Origin of the sequence: Roseovarius sp. A46 (assembly GCF_004126395.1) — a bacterium.
Lineage (GTDB): Bacteria > Pseudomonadota > Alphaproteobacteria > Rhodobacterales > Rhodobacteraceae > Roseovarius > Roseovarius nitratireducens.
In genome coordinates this window covers 1-20,839 of the sequence record NZ_PVWS01000041.1, presented here as the reverse complement: position 1 = coordinate 20,839, position 20,839 = coordinate 1, and the positions used below count along the sequence as shown (strand labels likewise).

Sequence of the window (20,839 nt, the reverse complement as noted above, 5' to 3'; positions counted from 1 at the left end):
CCGGCAATGCCTTCATTGACCGACTGTGCCTTGCCACCGATGACGAGATCGCCACCTTCACCGCCACGGCCGACCTTCTCGAGCTCGACATTGACGCTGATCGGGAAGTCTTCCGTGCCGGGGTCCTCGTTGTCGAACCCGGTGTGGAAGTCCTTGCCGGCGGGCTGGGTGCCCGTGGCCGTCATGGTCACGGCTTCCAGAACTTCCGGGCCGCTGTTGGTGATCACGATGGTCTGACCCGTGAGAAGCGGACGCGCCGGGTTCGGATTGCTGTCGGTGTCNAGGACCCCGGCACGGAAGACTTCCCGATCAGCGTCAATGTCGAGCTCGAGAAGGTCGGCCGTGGCGGTGAAGGTGGCGATCTCGTCATCGGTGGCAAGGCACAGTCGGTCAATGAAGGCATTGCCGGTGGCATCGAAGTGTTCAACATCGCCGTCAAGGGTGTTGGTGGCAGCGGCGCAGACGCCAAGCCGTCGAACGTTGGCTCGATCACGTCGACGCTGGGCGCGCTTAGTGTTGTCAACATCGCGACGCATGAGGACTTTGCGAACGGCGACAGCTTCGCGAGCCTCGTGGTGCGCAATGGCTTCAACGGGAACCTCGATAAGGTCGATGCGGATGATTTCAAAGGCAATCTGACGCTCGGAGATGGCACGTCCGAGATCGGTGGTGACGGTCACATCAATAATGTCGAGACACTGTCCGCGATGGGTGGTGGCGACATCACCGTGAATGCCAAGATCAGTGAGGAAGACACCGCGTTCAACTACAGCACCGGGTCGGGCAACGATAACATCGACATCGAGCTTGATGGTGACGCGACCGACTATGCTGGTTCTTCGCTGAATGTTTCGACTGGTGCAGGTAGCGATAACATCAACGTTGCGTTCCAGGCAGGGGCAGACGACAAGCCGGACGACAATCAGCAGCTGAACCAGACAATCCTGGACAATGTGACTATCGATGGTGGCGCCAATGGCGATCACATCACTGTCAACGGTGTTGGCAATGCCAATATCTATGGCGGTGATGGCAATGACGTCATCATCACTGCTGGTGCACCTGCTCAGCAGACTTTCATATCTGGTGATGGCGATGAAGTAACCGCCCCTGCAGACTATGCAGTCTGGGCTTTCAACTTCGATGCTGAACGTGTCGATGCTGCTGGTGGTCTCCCTGGCACTCCTGAAGGCGATCTGCCGGGCGAGCCGACCTCGCTGGCTTATATCGGTGGCGCAACCGTGACGGTTACCCTGTCGGGAGCTGGCGGTGGTCGTAATGGCAATGGCGGCCTCGAAGCCGGTGGCGGTGTCATGGCGGCTGATGGTTTCTCCCCGCATGGTGCCTGGGCTGGTGAGAACGGCTATGAAAGTAGCGTCATGATCGACAGCCTGCTCAATGGCAACGAGTTCTACGGGGATCAGCGCGACATCAACGCTGCCGTCATGACGGCGATCAACAGCGATCCGGTTCTCGGTGAGTTGCTTGAGGTGCGTATGGGTTCGAACAACACGTTGATCGTAGAATCCACAACTTCAGGGCTGTTCGGCCAAGGTGACCTGCGGATCGAGATCGAACAGGCGGATCAGGATGATTGGACTGACGTTGAAGCGGAAGCCCAAGCTTTGTTCAACGACTCGAGCATCACTGTGACCGATGCTCAAGAGGCCAATGCCGCCGCTGGCCTGAATAACTTCAGCGATCTCGGCGACATCAGCGACTTCAGCGACAGTGACAACACGGACTCCTGGTATGACGGCCTGAGCGCTGAAGGTGACGATGGTGATGGAGGTCAAGCGACCCGCCCGAATGTAGGCGAGCGCGAAGGCAACCGTCTTGAGCGTGGAACGGCCTCCGACAAGGAGACCGACAATGTCATCAATGGCGGCAATGGCGATGATCTCATCGTCCTGTCGACCGACGCGGTCGCAGACGGGGTTCCGGCCTTTACGGTCAACGGCAACAACGCGATGTTGAACGGGGCCAGCAATGAGACCATCGTGATGGAAGGTGCCAACTTTGGCAACGACACCATCATGAACTTCACCACGTCTGGTGTGGATGGCCTTGTTTATGAAGAGTTCGAAGTATCTTTCACTTTGTCCCAACCAGTTCCGGCGGGCCAGTCAATTCGGTTCATCATCGAGAACCTTGATGACAGTGATGACGACACTGGGACCAATAACGATACTGTGATCACGGTCGACGGTCCCTTGGCCGATGGCACTGCTCTTGCTGCGGAAGTTGCATCTGAGCTTAATGCTATCAACGCAGCTGAGATGGACTACGACGTTGATGTAAATGGTAACACTCTGACGCTCACGGCTCAGACGGCTGGCAATAAGGATGATGTAAATATCCCAGCAGCTGGATCGTTCCTTGTTGATACCGCAACTGGAGCAGAGATTGTGGCGCTTAACAATCAAGGTGTTGTTCAAAGCAACACCCAACAGGGTGGCGCGCCTGGTCTCGACTTCCTTGACTTCACTGATTACCTGACCAGCGAGTATGATGTCTCCCCTGGCAACGAAGGTACCCCTGCAGACACCGATGACTCCGAAGTTGTGATCCCGGTTACGCTGAACCATAATCCGGGTGGTGATAATCCGGCCGAGGTGCAGGCAAACGAGGTTGTCACGGTCACGTACGTCGATGACGGCGGCGATCCTGCCGATTTCGATAGCCTGTCTGGTGCCGACATTGCTGCGCTGTTCAACAACAACGATGGCAGCGGGGATTATGACAACGGTGCGTTCGATGACGTTAACTTCGACGTGAGCGACAACCAATCGGACGCGGCTGTGGTCGGTGGTAACGCTAAGGCCGTCATCATGGTCGAAAACGCGGCAAACGAAGGCGAGTACAAGGTCTTTGAACTCTCTTGGGATGCCAGCGCGGATGACGGCGAGGAAGGCGTCAGTGCGACCGAGATCGGGAGCCTAGACTTCGGTGACTCGCTTGATGGTCTGACCAACGTAAATCTGGTTGGGTCGGATGAGCATGCAAACATCGACCTGAGTACTTTCCTTTGATCAGCGGTTGATATCGGCGATCCTCGATCGCATGATTTGAAAAAGAAGGCTCCCGGGTTCCCGGGGGCCTTCCTCTTTAAGACGGGGAGCGTTTATAACCCCGTATAGTTCACTCATGAAGATAAGGAGATCCTCATGGCCAAGATCACTATCGATGGAAAAACCTATGACGACAGTAATCTCTCCGACGAGGTCAAGCAGCAGGTCGCCAATATCCGGGTCGTGGACCAGCGGATCGAGCAACTGGAGCGGGATTTGACCATCACCAAAACCGCGCGCAAGGTCTACGTACAACAACTTCAGTCTGCCATGCCGCAGGACGCCTGAAACCGGGATCACTTGACTGGAGGATTGCAATGGCAAACTGGGTGACACTTTCGGCCAAACAGCACCGCAACAGCCGGTTCTGGATACCGGATACCATGCGCCACACAGCAGCCTTCAGGCTGGTGCCCATCCTCAAGGCCGAGCTGCCTTTGGCTGTGGCGCAATACGTGCTGGCCTTCGCGGAAATTCGTGGTGAGATTCAGCTTGTAGCTCTTCTCGGAGCGAGCGGGGAGCGCCACCTCTATCTCAACGGGGATGGCAGCTGGCATGGCTCCTATATACCCGCCATGCTGCGGGGCTACCCGTTCAAGACCATTCCGCTCGAGGAAGATCGGCTTGGGCTGGCCATCGACGCCGATGTCCTGACTGACGATCCAGAACAGGGGCAGGTGCTCTTCAAGGCGGAAGGCGTCTTGTCGGATGAGGTCGAACGCTACGCGGAGTTTCTCAAGCAGTGTCACCTCAGTCAGGTGGCAACCGACCGGGCCGTGCAGGCGCTCAATCAGCATGGTCTGCTTGTTCCCTGGACCGAGGAGCCGCAGGACAAGAGCGGAAAAGTGAAGGGCCTTCTGCAGATCGACAAGGCCCGCTTTGACGCGCTTGCGCCGCAAGAGGTTGCTGCACTGAAAGGTGCGCCGCTTGCCATCGCCTATGGGCAAATCTTTGCGCGCGGGCAGCTGGACATGTTGCTCAAGCGGGCGCAGAATCTCAAGGCTGCATCTCCTGCAAGTGACACGGGTCCGAGCTTTCTGGAAGAGGCAGGCCAGGAGACCCTCGTGTTCGATTTCGATAGCTGATTTTGGCCACGTTTCTGCCTGACGCGCTCCCGATTTTCAGACAATTTACCGGGATGCGATGTCGGCAGAAAAGCACCTCGTCCGTGCATTGCTCTTCGGTGTTATTGACAGCCCGATGGTATTCCAACTAGAGCCGTGTTAAATTCACTAAACCAAAATTTGCGACCCAGTGGAGCCAGTCTGACATGCGCGAAAAAACGTCACTAGAGCTCGCGTATCAGAAGTTCCGATCCACCTTCGTCGCGGTGATGGTGTTCAGCTTTTTCACCAACCTGCTGATGTTCGTCGGCCCGATCTACATGCTGCAGGTCTATGACCGGGTTCTGTCGAGCCGCAACGAGATGACGCTCGTGATGATCACGGTCATCGCGATCGCCCTGCTGGTTTCTTATGGCCTGCTCGAAATGATCCGGTCACGCCTTCTGGTGCGGGCCGGCATGCAGTTCGACGATGTCGTCGCAAACCCGGTGTTTCACCGGGTTGTGCAACAGCAGACGGCCAATCCGCAGAGCAATTCCCAGGCGATCCTACGGGATATCGACAAGGTCCGTGAGTTCATGACGGGTCAGGGCATCCTTGCGTTCTTCGATGCGCCCTGGGTCCCGCTATTCATTGCCCTGTGTTTCGCCTTCCATCCGTGGCTCGGCCTGGTGGCGCTCGTTGGTGCCGTGCTCATCTTCATTCTTGCTCTGGTCAATGAATTCTCCACGCGTGGCGCGTTGCAGGATGCAGGCGAGGCATCCCAGGGTGCCAACCACTTCGTTGCGACAACCTTGCAAAATGCCGAAGTCATCCGCGCACTCGGCATGGAGAAGCAGCTGACGAGCCGCTGGCACAAGCACCATGATGACATGCTGGCGCACCAGGCCAAGGCGAGCGATCGGGCCGGTGCGATCATGGCCACATCGAAATTCGTTCGCATGAGCTTGCAGGTGGCCATCCTCGGTACCGGCGCATATCTGGCAATTTATCAGATCATCTCGCCGGGGATCATGATTGCGGCCTCCATCGTGATGGGCCGTGCCTTGGCACCTGTGGAACAGTCGGTTGGCCAGTGGAAGCAGTTTGTCGCTGCCCGCTCCGCGCATAAGCGCCTGAAAAAACTCTTCGATGGTGTGGAGGAGCAGGAGCAGCGGACGGAATTGCCAGAACCCAAAGGCAACCTGGTCGTCGAAAACCTTTTTGCGACGGTTCCAGGGACGCGGGAAGCTTTGCTGCGGGGGATCAGTTTTTCGGCCAACGCAGGCGAAGTTCTCGCCATCATCGGTCCCAGCGGGTCCGGCAAGTCTTCGCTTGTGCGCCATCTCGTGGGGGCCATGCGACCGGCGGCGGGTGCGGTACGGCTGGATGGCACCGAAATCCCGCACTGGAACCCCGATCAGCTCGGGCGCTACATGGGCTACTTGCCCCAGGACGTGAAGCTCTTCGGCGGGACCGTTGGGGAAAACATCTCCCGCTTCGAGGAGGGAGCCAAGGATGTCGATATCGTCGCCGCAGCCACGCTCTCCGGGGCGCATGATATGGTTCAAAAGCTGGGGAACGGCTACGAGTCCGAGGTGGGAGATGGTGGCTCCATGCTCTCTGGCGGGCAAAAACAGCGGGTCGGACTGGCTCGCGCCGTCTACAAATTTCCCAGTCTGATTGTTCTGGACGAGCCCAACTCCAACCTCGACAGTGTCGGCGAGCAGGCCTTGACGGATTGCATCAAGGAACTGAAAAGAATGGGCAAGACAGTCGTTCTGGTGACCCACAAAGCAGGGCTTCTGGCACTTTCTGACAAGACCGTCATGCTGCGCGACGGACAGGTGGAGAAGTTTGCACCCACGCAGGACTTTTTCCAGCAACAAAAGCAGACGGCATCGGCTGGCGAAAACAAGAAGACGGGCACGGCGTCTGGAGCATCTTCCGTCGTGCCCATGGCGAGCGCTGAGAAAAAGGAAAGCTGACATAGACGCGGGCTGCTCTGCCCGCTCTTTGAAGTCATCCTCCTGAACACCCTCGCTTTGAAGAGGACATTGTCACAATGGCAAAGACTGCAAAAAAGCCGAACCCAAGACCTTTCATGATCATGGGGTATGCGGTCATTTTTCTCACATTTGGTGTCTTTGGGGGCTGGGCTGCGGTAGCCAAGCTCGACAGCGCCGTCTTCGCGCCAGGGACGATATCGCTTGAAGGTAACCGAAAGGTCATCCAGCATCTCGAGGGCGGGGTGGTGAGAGAAATCCTGGTGAAAGAAGCCGAGAGGGTCGACGAGGGCGACGTGCTGATGCGTCTCAGCGACGTGGAATCAAGTTCGAATCTCGGAGTGATCCAGACACGCCTCGATATGGCAAGAGTTACAGAGGCGCGTCTTCTGGCGGAGCGCAAGTTTTCGGACAGCTTTGAGGTGCCCGCAGAGCTTTTGAACAACGATGAGTCAGAGTCCGTGCAAGAGGTCATTGCCGACCAGCGCGATATTTTCGAGGAACGCCGGTCGATCATGAAGTCGCGTATCGACATCCTTGAGAGTCGTATCGAACAGACGGAAGAGCAGATCAAAGGCCTGGGTATGCAGCGGGATGCCCTGGAAAAGCGGGTCGAGAACTTCACGGAGATGGTCGAGCGCATGCGGGAAGGCCAGGAACAAGGTGCCATCCAGACCAACGTCCTGTCACAGCGCGAAGACGACCTGATCCAGATCGAGTCCTCGTACGGAGAGGTGATTTCCGAGATCGCACAAGCCCGGAATTCGATCAACCAAACCAAGTTCGAGATTCTTCAGGTGCAGCAGGAATACCGCCAGCATGCCAATGACAAGCTGGATGACGTCCGCTCCGAGCTTTCCGAGCTCGAACAACGTGAGAAAGTGGCCAGGGACATCCTGGCACGGACCGAAATCCGGTCGCCTGGGTCTGGCATGATCCAGAACCTCAAAGTGCATACGGTCGGCTCTGTCGTCAAACCGGGCGACACCTTGATGGAGCTCGTCCCGGAAAACGAAGAGCTTCTCGTGAATGCGCGGGTCTCGCCGCAGGATATCGATAATGTCGTTCCGGGGATGAAGACAGAAGTGCGGTTCACCGCGTTCAAGACGCGCATGACTCCGATCATGCTCGGAAATGTGAACTCCGTTTCCGAAGACACCATTCAACCCGAAAACCCGCAAGACCCACCTTACTACCTCGCGCGTATCGAGGTGGAAGAAAGCGAGGTTCCCGAGGACATTCAGGGACGCCTGACTCCGGGCATGCCAGCGGATGTGATCATTAAAATGGGTGAGCGTACCGTGGTCAACTTCCTGGCAGCACCCCTCATGGACGCCGTGCGAAAAAGCATGATCGAGGAATGAACGCCGGGACGCCTCCGTCTTCTTTCCTGGCGGAAAGAAGACGGGAGTATCATCCGACCGTTACTTTGCTGCAACAAGCGCCGGCTCGGCAGTATAGACCCGCCTGACATCGCGGGCGACTGTTGCCCAGGTGCGCAGACGTGGCCGTGCGGCGGCAATGCGCTGTCGAAGATCTTGCGCAAATGCTTCGTCGTGCATCAGGCGCTCTATATGCGCCACGAGCTCTTCGGGTTTGTTGGGATCAAAATAAAGCCCGAGATCACCGCAGACTTCGCGAAGCACGGGTGCTGTCGAGCAAATTGCCGGGGTTCCGGTCCAAAGCGCCTCGCCCGCCGGCAGCCCCCAACCCTCGATTCGGCTCGGCAGAATGAGTGCGATGGCATTCTCGTAGAGGCGAACCAGGTCCGTCTGGTTCGGGTTGCAAACCTTCTGCACATTGGTGCGGATCGGGTCGAAGCGCTCCCGGGCGAGAAACTTCTCGACATGCTTCCTTGGAGCACCGGCAAGCACCAAGTCTGGCACCTCGTCCCCATGCTCTTGCATCATCAAAAGCGCGTCCAGAACCACCTCCAGGTTCTTCCGTCCAACCGTCGCGCCGACGGTAAGGATATACGGCTTCTGAGGCAGCGCCTGGACAGCGGGCTCGCCGCTGGTCTTGCACTGCTGAACCAATGGGACCGTGACAATTTCCGGCGTTGGCGGCAAAAGGCCATCCCGCGAATAGCTCTCGATATCGGATTTCGTGAACTCTGAAATCGCAATGATCTTCTCGGCGCGAGAGATCACGAGCCGATTGTCGCCGATGAAATTCAATGGAAAAGCTTTCGGAGCGTCCGGGGTGAACTCATGCAGGGGAAACATGTCGTGGAGCAATGGTATGAAGCGATAGGACACACCGTCCGTATCGAGCGCGTCCAACGCGGCAACCATGTGTTTGGGGCGCCCGGTGGAGATCAGTAATGTGTCGTTCATATCGATCTCGCTCATCTGCAGGCCTGCCTGGCGCCAGCGGCGGCGGTTGATCGCGGTGATCAGCCCATGGGCAATCGGCAGCAGCGCATCCCGGACGACGTGTTTCGTATAGTGGCGCCGACGCAGATGGTGAATTTGTCGGACGTTTTGCGGGACGTTCAGATCAACGCGATCGTCCTCCCGCTCCAAGCTGGGAAAGACCTCGTAGAACTTGTTGTAGGCGTGAGAAAAGATCGCGAAGCGAAGGTCGGGATCAAGACGATAGAGTTCCCGACCGATCTCCTCGACGACGCGAACGATCCCGTAATATGGAAAGCGGCCTGTCGATGCCAGGAAGACTTCCGTAAGATCGTAAACGATACGCGTCACTTGTCTTGTCCCAGGCTCTGATCTTTGGCGCTATTGGTATCGGAAATTCTGATCTCGTTGCACCGGAACCCGAACACTCCGCCACTACACGATCCACCATCCGGTTCCAACGGAGATCGCGAACTGTCGCGCCCCTTTTAGCACTGGATCTGCCATGAAACGCCTGCTTTGTCGTTCGAGACTATAGACACGGGTTGTCGCGTCTGTCGCAGTGGGGGCTGGTGCTCAAACGACGAAATCCATGCCCTCGAACTGGCTGCGTAGTCCCATCGCGGCGATGACATCACCGTTCTCCAGGGACCAGGCCATGACCACGATGTCGTCTGAATCGGCTTCGATGATGGCAGAGTCGAAGAACATGACCTCGTCTTGGGTCGCGACGATTTCCAGATCCCGGGAATTGTCCATGATGAACTGCACGATCTGCTGGGCATGTTCATCATAGCGCGCATATCCTTTATACGCGGCTTGGGAGATATCGATCGTGTCATTTTCCTTGAGTGGCAGGCCCGATTCGTAAGTGCTTTTGGATATCAGGCTATTGGTCTTGTTGAAGAAACTCTCGGTCACCTCGAACGTTGCCTGGACCTCCGTGTTCTGAATCATCATGGCCTGGAGGTTGTTCAGGATGTCTCCGGATACTGCATCCAGGGCAAGATTGGCAAACCAGGCCTCTGAGGTTTCCGAGGTGACCGCGCCAGGGGCGTCATCCATCGTGGAGCCTGGCTTATCTGCCTTGGCTTGCTCGGCCGGTACGGTAGAGCTTTCTGCTCTCGCCGTCTCCACGTCGGCATTTTGCTTGGTCGCCGCAAGCTTGTCTCCGTTAGCTGCGTCCACCTGGTCTTCCTGCTGAGCCTGTAGCATCTGGCTGGCGAGATGGGCTTGGTCTTCGCTCGGGGTTGTCGCGTTTTCGGCGACGTCCGTCTTGGGGGGCAGAATGTCCAAGTCCTGGATGATGTCCTGCACGAAAGCGAGAAAATCCAGATCCTGTCGAGAGACGTCGAGATATGCCTTTTGTGTGCCATCGTCGATCTCGGCCTGCTCATTTTCAAAAATCGCCGAGAGAATGGCGGTGAGGTTTACCGTATCGATATCCGGCAGCTGCTCCTGAGACATGAAGCCAAACGAAATGGCGATGGCGCTCAGCCCAAACGCATAGGTGCTGTAATTGAACTTGGAGTCACTGTTATCGTTCAGCTCCCCCCAGAACTGCGCGACCGTCTGTTCGGTGTCGGCTTTTTCAGTGCCCGAAACCCGGGGCTGCAGAAGATTGGCTGTCATATCATCGACAGCCTCCTCCTGGGGTGTTTCCACGCTTCCAAGCGCTTTGAGGGGCTCTCTTGCGAGCCCATCCACCGCATCCATCTCGTCTTCGGCCGACCCGGGCATGACCATGACGAGCTCTTCTGATGACAGGAACAATGTCCAGACGAGAGCTGCAAGCATGGTCGCCGGATGCATGAAGACCTTGCCATTGCGCTGGAATCGCACGACCCGCGTATTTTCGATGCTTCCCGTGCGCTCCGAAACCTGGGCCTCGTCTCCGATGTGACGTTGGGTGAAGGCATCGATCAGTTCGTTAAAGTTGGCGCCTCGCAGCGGTGCAGACAGGCTGGGGCTGTCCAGCAGGTATTCCGCGTCGATCCGGCACAGGTGGATGAACACCTCACCCGCACCGTCACAAAAAACAAACCACGGGTCACCTTCGTCAGTACTGCCATGATCGGTTTCACAGGCTATGCCGGCGGCACTGAGAAGCCGTTTGACACGAAACAGGTCGGCAAGCTCCTGATTGCTCCAGTACCGCTCACGCGCCCGGTACGCGCGCGTATTGGTGGACGTGCTGGCGTCTGGTGGAAAGAACCCCTTAACATTGCAGCCATCGAACTGCAGAGTCTCGTTCTCGTCCTGAAGGAACTCCCTGCGGTCCTCTCTCTCTGAGCGATCCGGAAAGTTCACGATATCAGTCATGGAAAACTAACACTCTCGTTCATGGGTCTCGATACAGAGACTGAGCTGCGGGGTATTTGCAGACGATATCATGCAGGATCCGGGGTTTATTCCGATGCTGTCTTGTCCTCGAAAAGGATACTGTAAGTCATCGGCTCATAGTAGCTCAACAGGCGTTTGACGAACGTCCGCGGGTTCTGGCCGAGGGCTTGTGCCCACTCCACATATCGATGCGCGGGAATTTTGCCGCGCCCGTTCTCGAGCTGGGAGATGAACGTGTAATAGTCGAGCTCAAGGATGTCGGCGAGTTCTCGCTGCGACAGCCCTCGTTCCTCGCGGAGTGATCTCAGCCAGAGCCCCAGAGTCGTGCGGTGTTCACGGGTCTCCTCCGGCGTGCTTTTTTTCAGTTCGGCCAGCATATTATCCTCATTGGCAGCAGTCAGGCCGCCTCGATCGATGAGGCGGGGATAATTGGGACGCAGGTGTCCAGTAAGTCACTATACACCCGCCCATGGTCCAAGGCAAATTTTCTTTGTTCTTGGCTCTGCCAGTAGGGTTGATACAAGGTGCAAATGGGGGCTCAAGTAGTATGTGGCGCACATTTTTGGGCACGCCCATTGCTGTCAAGTTGTCGTAAGAGAGTATGGACGGACTTCCAGATGGCTTCGATGCGAATGAGCAGGAGGATCCTGAAAAGAATGGTTATGCTGAAAGCTGACGTCACGAAATCTCTTCGCGTGCTCCTCATGTGTCTGGCCGGGCTCTTCCCTGCGACAGGCAGCCATGCCGAAACCCTCGCAGACACGCTGGAAAGTGCCTACAGGAACAGCGGTCTTCTAGAGCAAAACCGCGCGCTCCTGCGCGCCGCCGACGAGGACGTCGCCAGCGCCATCTCGAGACTGCGCCCCATTCTGCGCTGGTCGAGCCGCGTGAGCTATGTATACGACGAAGGGCAAGACAGCTTTGGCCGCGATTTCGATACCGATCAGGGCGATCTCTCGGTCGGCCTCACGGCAGAGTGGTTGCTGTACGATTTTGGCCGCAGCGCATTCAGGACCGAAGCGACAAAAGAGACCGTCCTGGCCACGCGTCAGCGTCTGCGCAGTATTGAGCAGGAAGTCCTGTTTCGCGCGGTGCAGGCGCATGCCAACGTCATCAGGACGCAGAATATCGTCAACCTGCGGCGCAACAACCTGAGCGTCATCCGCAGGGAGCTCAACGCGGCGGAGAACCGGTTTCGTATCGGTGAAATTACGGAAACGGACGTATTTCAAGCCGAGGCGCGCCTGGCTTCGGCAGAAAGCGGTCTCACGGCAGCCGAAAGAGAACTCGAGTTTGCGCGTGACGCCTACAAAGTGGCCGTTGGTCGTGAGCCAGGCCGTCTTAAGCCGATCTCGCAGATGCCCGATCCGGACATGACCGAGCAGGCGGCCAAGTCCATCGCTCTTTCGAGCCATCCGACGATCCAGGAAATCCAGCATCAGATCAAGGCGGCCGATCTCGCTGCAGAGGCTGCACGAAAGGAACTTCTTCCGACTATCAACCTGTTTGGGGAGGTCAATATCGAGGAGGAGATCACGTCTGGCACGGACTTTGGACGCAGAGGACAAGTCGGCGTGGAAATGTCCGGACCGATATACCAGGGGGGGGGATTGAATGCAGCCATCCGCAAGGCCATCGCTCAGAGGGATGCCGCGCGTGGTGAGTTGATTTCTGCCTCACGCCAGGTGGAGCAAAGGGTCGGCAATGCCTTTGCCCGGATGCAAGCGGCCCAGTTGACCCTCAAGTCATCCCGCGACGAGGTGAAGGCATCTGAATTGAGCTTTGAGGGTGTGAAGAACGAAGCGCGCTTCGGATCACGCACAACGCTCGACATTCTGCAAAGCGAGCAAATCCTTCTCAACGCGCGCATCGTTCAGGTCGAGGCCCAGATCGACCTTCAACTTTCGTCTTACAATATTCTGGCCTCGATTGGCCAGTTGACGGTAGAGGACCTCAATCTCGACGTGACAACCTATGACCCGGCTGCCTATTACAAGCTGGTCAAGGACGCGCCCAGCTCACTCAGCGCACAGGGCAGAAAGCTCGACCGGGTTCTTGAAGCACTTGGCAAGTAGCAAATACCGCATCGACCTCTGATCGTGGGGCCGGTGCGTTTTGGCCGGGCTCAAGACGCAGTGCCGTAGTCATTTCTCTGAGCATCGTACATGGAGGCGTAAAGCCCGTTGGCAGCAACAAGCTCCTTATGGGTGCCCTGCTCCACGACTTGCCCACCTTCCATGACATAGATCCAGTCTGCATAGGTCACGGAACTCAAGCGGTGGGTCACGACGATCGTCGTCTTGCCCTTCCCCAGTTCTGCCAGGGTCCCCCGAATACGGTGCTCTGTGCGTTGATCGAGCGCAGAGGTTGCCTCATCAAGCATCAGAATTGGTGCTGAGCGCAAAAACGCACGCGCGATCGCAATACGCTGCTTCTGGCCGCCGGAAAGCTGGGCCCCTTTTGGACCAACCGGCGCATCACCCCGTTGCCGGATCAGGTCCGCGATGGCCGCCCGCTCGGCGGCTTCCCAGATTTCACCCTCCGATGCGTCGGGGCGGACATAGCGGATGTTTTCCAGGATCGAATTGTTGAATATCACGATATCCTGCGCGACCACGGAAAAGGAGTGACGCAGCGCATCAACCTTGAGCGACTCGATGGGTTGGCCGCCGATCGTGATTTGACCATCGATGACGTTGTAGAGCCGGGCGATCAGGCTCAGGATCGTGGTCTTGCCCGATCCCGTCGACCCCACGATCGCCGTGGTCTTGCCGCCCTCGAACGTCATGTTCAACCCGTCGAACAACGGCGCGGTGTCAGAATACCGGAACACGACATCGCGCAGAACGATGTCACCGCTGGTATCAAATTCCGTGACTGCGTCAGGGGCATCGGTGATGGTCGGCGTTTCCCGGAAGAGCGAGTGCACCCCCTCGAGCAGAATGAGGTTTGCCTGCAGCTTGGTGAAGAACTGGGCCACCATCCGAGCCGGATCGAACAGGAGCACCAGACCGAGCAGAAACGTGATGACCCCGGCACTGTCGAATTCGTAGGCCGGGTTCAGTGCCATGTATCCGCCTCCGCCGATGACAAGCACGTAAACAAAGGCCGATGAGAGATCGATGGATGGCAACACCAGTGCCTCTGACGCCTGCAAACGAACCGTCAGGCTCCTGATTTCCCGGGCTGCCTTGCGCAACCGGGACCGCTCGCTGGGTTCCTGGTTGGAGATTTTCACAGTGCGCATGCCGCCCGCCATCTCGTCGATCCCGGTCATGTAATTGCTCAGGGCGCTTTCAGCATTTGCCTGGATGACCTTGATGCGCTCCGAGACCTGGAGCAGCAGGAGAATGATCACGGGGATGACCAGCAAAGCTGCCAAGAACAGCTGGGGCGAGAGGTAAATGAGATAGCCGGAAACGATCAAGACTGTCACGGCGTCACGGATTGCGTTGACGGTTGCCTGCCCAACAAACATGCTCAGATCCTGAGCCTGGTTGACCAATCGCAGGATGATCTCGCCGGTTTTGGTGCGCTCGAAAAAGGCCAGGTCCAATCGCATCAGGTGATCGATCATGTCATCACGCATCTGCAGGACCGCTTCGCTGGCAAGCCAGACTGACAGGCGCGGGCTGAGATAAGACATGAGGCCACGTACGGCGAACAACATGAAAACCGTGGCGCACACCCGCACCAGCTCCCAGACGCTGCCGCTCTCGAAAATCACCCTTAGACCGCTCTCCGTCAGTGCCAGGAATTGCTGGTAGGCCACGCCCTGGATCACGATTGTCCCGAGCACGACGAGCAGCCATGGGGTTTTGCTTTTGAGATAGTTGTCCCAGAACCAGCGCAGATTGATCCGGTCCTGCTCGGAAAATACAGGTTTGGTCCTACGGAATTTGCTGAACACCATGCCACCTTGTTCCTGTATCAAGGACCGGAAGGCCCGCCATGCCGCCAAACCCGCACAGATCCCGTTCAAGCTCGCGTGTCCTTTGACGGGGGGAGCCATATGCCAGATTTCTCAGGGAATAAAGCTGTCTGTTTCCCGGATAGAGACCATATCGCGCAGCGCGTTGCGCACCGGTCCGTCCTTGCTGGCATGTCCCTGCTCGTATTCCTGCTTGGTGGTCCGGGGGCATGGGCAGAGATCCGCCTGCCCCCCGATCCGCAGATCGCCCGGCTGAACCATGCCGGGTTCAGAACGCGAGGGCATTGCACGGGCTTTGCCACGCGGGATGGACAGGTGGTCACGGCCGCGCATTGCCTGCCGGAGATACCGACCGATACCGTCCATCTCCTGCTGGGCTATGAGAGCGGCCGGTTGGAACGGCATATCAGGACGCCGGCCACGTCCTACCGGATCATGAAGGGGCGCGACATCGCCGCCCTGTGCGGCCTCGAAGGCGATCCTGACGGATTTCGCCTGACCGACGCACCCCTGACGCCGGGCACACGGGTGGAGGTGCAGGGATACGGCGCGCCGAGGGCGCATGCGCTGCAGAAAACCGCCTGTTCGGTTCAATCCATGTCCGGAGAGACCCTGATGCGGCTCGATTGCCCCCTGCCCTCGGGCACATCCGGGGCCCCGGTGACGCTGGAAGGCTCTCGCGATGTTGTCGGGGTTGTCTCTGCCAGTTCCGCCGCTGGAAGTCTTGCGTATCGGCTGACCGCGGACATGACAGGGCGGTTGTGCAGGTAAGATGGTCAACGGGTAGCCGGGTGCGGGGGATGACGCCATCGGCGGCGCACCGCCCGGGATGAGGCTTGTCCCGCTTGACCGGGCGGGACTGTCATGCGACCCGTAGCCCACTCTGGAATACGAATGTATGAGTGAAGCCCGCGGTCCTGGAACAGGTCGGGATCCTACTTGATTTCCAGACCACTTGGCAGGAAGGCGAAACATGAAAGATTTGGTGGGCATCGCGTATTGCTCCAGACCGACGGGGTTCTCGTTCGACCAGGTCGACGAGATCCTGGATGTCTCGCACCGGAACAATGACCGTGACGCGCTCACGGGCGCATTGATCTACGACAACACCACCTTCCTGCAATGGCTCGAAGGCGGCGAGGAAGAGATCCGTCGCGTGTTCGGGCGCATATCGCGCGATCCCCGTCATGCCGAAATCAAGCTTCTGACCGTGCGCAAGCTGGAGGATCGCTGGTTCCCGGACTGGTCGATGACGGCCGCGGTGACACAGGATCAGGCGTTGCGCGGCCTAAAGCTGGTTCCGCATCTCTCGTTGGCCAAGTTCGAGCCGTTTGGATGGTCCGACGAGGATGTCACCTGCTTCATGACCGCGCTGAGTGATTACCTGACCCGGCGGCCCGTGCCAAAGTCGGAAAAGGTGCAGGAGCGGGTAACCCCGCGAAAGCCGCCAAGCGACCCGGTGAAGAGCCTCGACCGTCATCTGGGCAGGATCATTTAAGCCGATCGCACGAGGCGCCATGCCTGATTGGTTGTGGCCCTTCCTTGCTGTCCCATATCAGTTGGCGGAGGACGCGAAGGATCAGAAATTCCCCATGGCCAATGTCGGGCGTGGCGGCAGGGCGACCCTCAGGCACCGTCCAGACCATCGTAATAGACCATCGCCGGAAGATGTCGTCGTTGGTGCAGGATGCGCAAGACGACAGGCGTGTCGCCTGCCGCGGCAATTGGTGAAAAGAAGATGATGTGTCGACCGTAGTTCACCGAGCGCATCCCCTTACGGAAGAGGTCGCGACTGCGTCCCGACATCGGATTGGCCTCGTTCGTCTCGAATGCTGCAACCAGGCCGTGGTAGTATGCAAACCAGTGCGCCCTGCCCCACTGTTCCACCGTGTAGGTGCGAATGCCCTCGATATCCTGTCGTGCCAGATGCGTGAGTTTGATCGTCATAGAGGCTATGACGTGAACGCGTCGGGCTCGAAGGCTTTGGGATCAAAATCGGAAAAGCCGCCCGCTTCCGCCGCGGCTGCGGCGTCTTCGAGACCGGCCTTCAGCGCGTAGAACTGACGCGCGCCATCCTTTTCCATCAACAGACGCAACCCGGCACGCACCACCTCGCTGGTATTGGCGTAGGCCCCGGATTTGATCTGCCCTTTGACATAATCCTGCATGGGTTCGGTCAGATGAACATTTGGCATGGCGTCCCCTTTCATATGCTCAATCGTAGCAGATACTGACATATCGTCAAAGTGCCTGCCTGTCTGTCTCGTAGTCAGTAAGTGCACTGGAGCGGGTGCTTCGGCGACCCCGACCCTCGACAAGAAAATACCCGACATCCCGGTGACATCCCGGTGCACTGCGCGTCATTGGCCGCATTATACCACCCGGTCACCTGTTTCATGACGGCGCTGAGTGATTACCTAACCCGGCGGCCCGTGCCAAAGTCGGAAAAGGTGCAGGAGCGGGTAACCTCGCGAAAGCCGCCAAGCGACCCGGTGAAGAGCCTCGACCGTCACCTTGGCAGGAGCATTTAAGCCAACCGCACGAGGTGCCATACCTGATTGGTCGTAGCCCTTACCTTGCTGTTCCGTATCAGTTGGCGGAGGACGCGAAGGCGGGTTACCCTGCGGCTCGGTCGAGCACTTCCTCGGCCCACTGGTTCAGGCTCTTGCCAGACAGCTCGGCAGCCATCGCGGCCTTGCGGTGGACGTCAGGGCTGACCCGGAACATGACCTGCCCTGAATAGGTCTTCTGCGGCTCCTTGCCGATCTGGGCGCAAGTCTCGATGTAATCTTCGACAGCCTCATGGAAGGCATCGCGCAGCCCTTCCACGGTATCGGCATGAAAGCCCACCCTGTCGCGGATACCGGCAATCCGGCCCGTAAAAATTCCGTCTTCGTCGTCGTATTCGATCCGGGCAGCATAGCCCTTGTAGGTCATGGTGTTGGGCATGGTCTCACTCCGATCCGTTCCAGGAAGTCGCGGGCATCGCGTATCTGGTATCTTTCGCTTCCTTCGCGGGGTGCGGGCGGTGGAACATCGCGACCTCGCCATCCTTTTCGAACCGCACCCGTGACCCGCGCCTTTCGATCAGCCGCGCCCCTGCGGCCAGCAGCAGGCTTTCGACTGCCGCCCATTCGATGGTGCCTGACACCGGATCGGTGAAGACGGCGGCAAGGGTCTTGCGGTTCATTGGAGCAAAGATAGGCAATGCTAGCGAAAAATGCAAGCAAAGTCATAATGGACCATGATCATCCAGCTACCGCGTGCAAAATTTTCATAAACCTGATCGGTTGTTACATATGGATCCCCGGCGGCAGGCCGAAATCGCCATGTTCCAATACATCAACGGCTTCTATAACCCGCGCCGCCGACACTCAGCACTGGGATGGAAAAGCCCGGTCGCTTTCGAACGGAAGGCGGCTTGTCTTATGACTTTCCGTAGCTCCGCTGACATTGTGGAGTTGCCGCCCGGCACCTTGACCATGCCGGGCGGGACCAGGGCGGGACGGGTCCACGCCCGGATCATTTCGCGGGCGCCCGCACCAGGACCCGGTCGAACAGGGCCAGCGTCTGCTCGGGCCCCATGGTGCCCGCGAAGATCGCCGGCGGCCCTTGCGTGCGAAGCAGGGTGACAGGCTGGGTTTCCAGCACCTCGGGGCCATCGTCCTGCATGGTCCAACCGTTCATGGTCAGCCGTGCACGGTAATCCCGGCCCGTCTTGACCAAGCTGAGCGTCGCGCCCTTCTCCTCGAAGTCGGACAGGATGCGCGCCAGGTCGAAGTCGCGCGGACAGCAGGAATCGCTGGCGATCTCCAGCGCGTCGCTGGTCTCCGTGCCATCGGTCACGGCCAGCAGCTTGAGCCACATGTCGTCGTTGGAATTGCCCTGACGGTAGATCTCGGCCACCACGTAATTGTCCGGGTCGGCATAGCGTCCGACTTGAAGGATAGCGCGGCGCCCGCCCAGGGACTTCACTTCGCCCATGCGGGCGGTGAACTCGGCGGCGATCTCCCAGTCGCCTTCGGGCAGTTCGGCGGCGGTCCAGGAAAAGACATTGGGCTGGTCGGGCTTGCCGAGATACCCCGGCACGACGGTCATGGTCATCAGCGCGCCATCGTCGAGGAGGAAGCCGTTCGGATCGGGCTGCTGCACAGCCCACTCCGCTCCCAGCTCGGCGCGGTCGAAGTCATCCTCAAACAGCGGACCTTGCGGTTCGGGGGCCGGCTGGCTGACGTCCTGCAACGCCTCTGTCAGGCTTTCGGCATTGGCCGCGGCCAGGTAGCGGCCGCCGGTGCGCTCGGCCAGGCAGGCCAGCTGCCCCTCGGGGTCGGCCACGTCGAACCCCACCACATGGGCGGTCAGCGGCGTGCCCGATTGCGCCAGTTCCTCGCCCAGGGCGCAGAGGTCGGCGCCGCAGGTCTCCAGCCCGTCCGTGACCACCACGACCGAGGCCGGGGCCTCCCCGTCGCCAAGGCTGTCGCGCGCGGCGCGCACGGCGGCACCGATCGGGGTCTTGCCGCGCGGGGAGATCGTTTCCATAAGCCCACTGAGGTCACCGCGATCAAGCGGTCCGGGGTTGGCCAGCACCTCGATGTCGCTGCAATCGCCTTCGCGGCGGTGTCCATAGGCCATGAGGCCAAGATCGCGGTCTTCAGGCCAGTCCGAAGTCATTCTTTCGATGGCGTTACGCGCGATCTCGATCTTTGGACGGCCCTCGATCTGTCCCCACATGCTGCCGGATCCATCGAGGATCAGCATTGTTTGTCCGGCTGTGGAGGCTTGGGACGCAACGGCGGCAGGAATGGCGGCAAGCGTCAGGGCGGAAGCCAGTAGAACGGGTCTTTGCAATGTGCTGCTCCATCGTATTGCAGGAGCATGCCAGGTGGGTTTGCCGCGGAACCATCTTTGCTCGAAATATGCTTCCGCTTCGGCTGACATACCCCTCGAGTCGTTGCTTCTCTCAGAGCGTCGCATGCTCGGCGCTTTCGGATCAACCGAAGCGTTAGAAAAGGACCTGATCCGAAGCTTGGCGTGAAGCTGTAGCGATCAGCGATCATCCTGAGCCCGGCTTGATTTTTGGCCTGAATTATTGGCTCCAGGCTGGCAATCATTGGGCCGAATCCGGTTTACGCGTGACCGGCTCAGTGCATCATGGCCCGGCGTCCGCAGCATTGCTTGAACTTCTTTCCTGACCCGCAAGGGCAAGGGTCGTTGCGGCCGGTTTTGTCGCCTGACCGGGTGAATGTTCTGGATGGGGGCGTGTAAATATCTCGGCGTTTCAGAAAATACCGGTGCATGCGCATAACGCCTGCGGCAGCACCGATCACCAGTTCCTGGCGCTGATCTTCGGTAACAGGTTCGTCGAAAGGGCGCATCTCGGGGTCGTCATGATGCTCGTAGGCAAGCGCCCAGATCGGCACCATCGCCCCGCCTTCGGTCTCATCCTCCACGATCTCGCGCCAGATGTCCGGACGCAGATTGGTCCCGAGCAAGAATCCCTGGGCCCAGGGATTGGCCCGAACGTTTCCCTCTTCGTCTTCGAACAGGAGGGGGAGGTAGACCTCTTCGGAATCGAGCTGGTGGTTCACATGGTTCCATTGCCGGTTGACCAATTCGCTGAGGTCTCTTCCAAACATGGCGCTGGCACAAACTTCAGCGCGAGACCTCCCGTTAGTTGTTCAATCTCAAGGTTTGGTGGTTTGATGCAGCCCGACACGCGCGGAAGCGCCCTACAAGAGTCGGGGTCGGGTCGGCGTCTTCTTTCCGCGTCGACGCAACGGCCACCGGCAGACCTTGGACGAGGATGTTATTCCCGGCAGGTGCGCAGAGTGGCGCGCCCGGCCGTCGCTCTGTTGCGGGGCTGAAGCAACACCCCGCACATCCACCGCGACACACCCATGCACGACCAAGATCAGGAAAGGCGGGGGTTTTGCCGAGGCACACCACAGGCGCGCCGTGCAGGTGGTGACCTGCCACGGGATTTTTCCTCCACTTGGAACTAGAGTCCGACCCAACGAAGGGACGGACAATGAAGCGATCAAGATTTTCGGAAGAACAGATCATCGGCATTTTGACCGAGCATGAGGCTGGC

Annotated in this window: 18 protein-coding genes and 1 pseudogene; 9 read left to right on the top strand and 10 right to left on the bottom strand. The window is 58.6% G+C overall.

Translation table 11 applies throughout. The features are described from left to right. The first annotated feature begins 707 nt into the window (after positions 1-707). The 5 genes from C6W92_RS17755 to C6W92_RS15995 all read left to right on the top strand — a co-directional run bounded on the left by C6W92_RS17755 (position 708) and on the right by C6W92_RS15995 (position 7,484). Positions 708-3,032, top strand: coding sequence for a hypothetical protein (locus C6W92_RS17755; RefSeq protein ID WP_206735554.1), 2,325 nt, complete (start codon positions 708-710; stop codon positions 3,030-3,032). Between the two features lie 135 nt (positions 3,033-3,167). Next, the gene (locus C6W92_RS16010; RefSeq protein WP_129434955.1) at positions 3,168-3,359 is read left to right on the top strand and encodes a DUF6447 family protein; all 192 of its coding nucleotides are present in this window, start codon (positions 3,168-3,170) and stop codon (positions 3,357-3,359) included. Positions 3,360-3,388: 29 nt separating this feature from the next. After that, positions 3,389-4,156 (top strand): SapC family protein, encoded by a 768-nt coding sequence (locus C6W92_RS16005; RefSeq protein WP_129434953.1) that lies wholly within the window; start codon positions 3,389-3,391, stop codon positions 4,154-4,156. Positions 4,157-4,341: 185 nt separating this feature from the next. Then, complete coding sequence (locus C6W92_RS16000) at positions 4,342-6,102, top strand: type I secretion system permease/ATPase (protein ID WP_129434951.1); 1,761 nt, start codon at positions 4,342-4,344, stop codon at positions 6,100-6,102. 77 nt (positions 6,103-6,179) lie between these two features. Then, entirely contained in the window at positions 6,180-7,484 is a 1,305-nt protein-coding gene (locus C6W92_RS15995; protein ID WP_129434949.1) for an HlyD family type I secretion periplasmic adaptor subunit, read from the top strand. Positions 7,485-7,544: 60 nt separating this feature from the next. On the opposite strand, the gene C6W92_RS15990 is transcribed toward C6W92_RS15995, so the two are convergent. The 3 genes from C6W92_RS15990 to C6W92_RS15980 all read right to left on the bottom strand — a co-directional run bounded on the left by C6W92_RS15990 (position 7,545) and on the right by C6W92_RS15980 (position 11,194). Further along, positions 7,545-8,825 (bottom strand): glycosyltransferase family 1 protein, encoded by a 1,281-nt coding sequence (locus C6W92_RS15990; RefSeq protein WP_129434948.1) that lies wholly within the window; start codon positions 8,823-8,825, stop codon positions 7,545-7,547. Positions 8,826-9,050: 225 nt separating this feature from the next. Then, positions 9,051-10,796 carry a hypothetical protein gene (locus C6W92_RS15985; RefSeq protein ID WP_129434946.1) on the bottom strand — a complete coding sequence of 582 codons (1,746 nt, stop codon included), beginning with the start codon at positions 10,794-10,796 and terminating at the stop codon, positions 9,051-9,053. 86 nt (positions 10,797-10,882) lie between these two features. Further along, the gene (locus C6W92_RS15980; RefSeq protein WP_129434944.1) at positions 10,883-11,194 is read right to left on the bottom strand and encodes a helix-turn-helix transcriptional regulator; all 312 of its coding nucleotides are present in this window, start codon (positions 11,192-11,194) and stop codon (positions 10,883-10,885) included. A gap of 285 nt (positions 11,195-11,479) precedes the next feature. Between C6W92_RS15980 and C6W92_RS15975 the strand changes: the two genes are divergently transcribed. Beyond that, the gene (locus tag C6W92_RS15975) at positions 11,480-12,892 is read left to right on the top strand and encodes a TolC family outer membrane protein (RefSeq protein ID WP_129434942.1); all 1,413 of its coding nucleotides are present in this window, start codon (positions 11,480-11,482) and stop codon (positions 12,890-12,892) included. 50 nt (positions 12,893-12,942) lie between these two features. Here the strand turns inward: C6W92_RS15975 and C6W92_RS15970 are convergent, their stop codons facing one another. Continuing rightward, a complete protein-coding gene (locus C6W92_RS15970) occupies positions 12,943-14,730 on the bottom strand; it encodes an ABC transporter ATP-binding protein (protein WP_129434940.1) in 1,788 nt (595 codons plus the stop codon). A 189-nt stretch (positions 14,731-14,919) separates the two neighbouring features. Here C6W92_RS15970 and C6W92_RS15965 point away from each other — a divergent pair, with 189 nt between their 5' ends. Both C6W92_RS15965 and C6W92_RS15960 read left to right on the top strand, forming a co-directional pair. Further along, positions 14,920-15,519, top strand: a complete 600-nt coding sequence (locus C6W92_RS15965; RefSeq protein ID WP_164989268.1) for a serine protease — start codon at positions 14,920-14,922, stop codon at positions 15,517-15,519. A 202-nt stretch (positions 15,520-15,721) separates the two neighbouring features. Continuing rightward, the gene (locus C6W92_RS15960; protein WP_129434936.1) at positions 15,722-16,246 is read left to right on the top strand and encodes a BLUF domain-containing protein; all 525 of its coding nucleotides are present in this window, start codon (positions 15,722-15,724) and stop codon (positions 16,244-16,246) included. Between the two features lie 128 nt (positions 16,247-16,374). Here C6W92_RS15960 and C6W92_RS15955 read toward each other — a convergent pair whose 3' ends face one another. From C6W92_RS15955 to C6W92_RS15940, 4 genes are all read right to left on the bottom strand, one after another. Further along, complete coding sequence (locus tag C6W92_RS15955; protein WP_129434933.1) at positions 16,375-16,695, bottom strand: type II toxin-antitoxin system RelE/ParE family toxin; 321 nt, start codon at positions 16,693-16,695, stop codon at positions 16,375-16,377. A gap of 5 nt (positions 16,696-16,700) precedes the next feature. Next, positions 16,701-16,958 carry a type II toxin-antitoxin system ParD family antitoxin gene (locus C6W92_RS15950; protein WP_241691191.1) on the bottom strand — a complete coding sequence of 86 codons (258 nt, stop codon included), beginning with the start codon at positions 16,956-16,958 and terminating at the stop codon, positions 16,701-16,703. Between the two features lie 406 nt (positions 16,959-17,364). Then, on the bottom strand, positions 17,365-17,697 hold the full coding sequence (locus tag C6W92_RS15945; RefSeq protein WP_129434931.1) for a type II toxin-antitoxin system HicB family antitoxin: 333 nt from the start codon (positions 17,695-17,697) through the stop codon (positions 17,365-17,367). Between the two features lie 4 nt (positions 17,698-17,701). After that, positions 17,702-17,938 (bottom strand): type II toxin-antitoxin system HicA family toxin, encoded by a 237-nt coding sequence (locus C6W92_RS15940; RefSeq protein WP_241691190.1) that lies wholly within the window; start codon positions 17,936-17,938, stop codon positions 17,702-17,704. 118 nt (positions 17,939-18,056) lie between these two features. On the opposite strand from C6W92_RS15940, the pseudogene C6W92_RS15935 reads away from it, so the two are divergent. Beyond that, positions 18,057-18,170 (top strand): annotated as a pseudogene (locus tag C6W92_RS15935) (IS3 family transposase); the annotation flags it as partial. A gap of 100 nt (positions 18,171-18,270) precedes the next feature. Here C6W92_RS15935 and C6W92_RS15930 read toward each other — a convergent pair. Beyond that, positions 18,271-19,506 carry a VWA domain-containing protein gene (locus C6W92_RS15930; RefSeq protein ID WP_164989267.1) on the bottom strand — a complete coding sequence of 412 codons (1,236 nt, stop codon included), beginning with the start codon at positions 19,504-19,506 and terminating at the stop codon, positions 18,271-18,273. A 383-nt stretch (positions 19,507-19,889) separates the two neighbouring features. Next, the gene (locus C6W92_RS15925) at positions 19,890-20,384 is read right to left on the bottom strand and encodes a UPF0149 family protein (RefSeq protein ID WP_129434927.1); all 495 of its coding nucleotides are present in this window, start codon (positions 20,382-20,384) and stop codon (positions 19,890-19,892) included. Positions 20,385-20,839 lie beyond the last annotated feature (455 nt).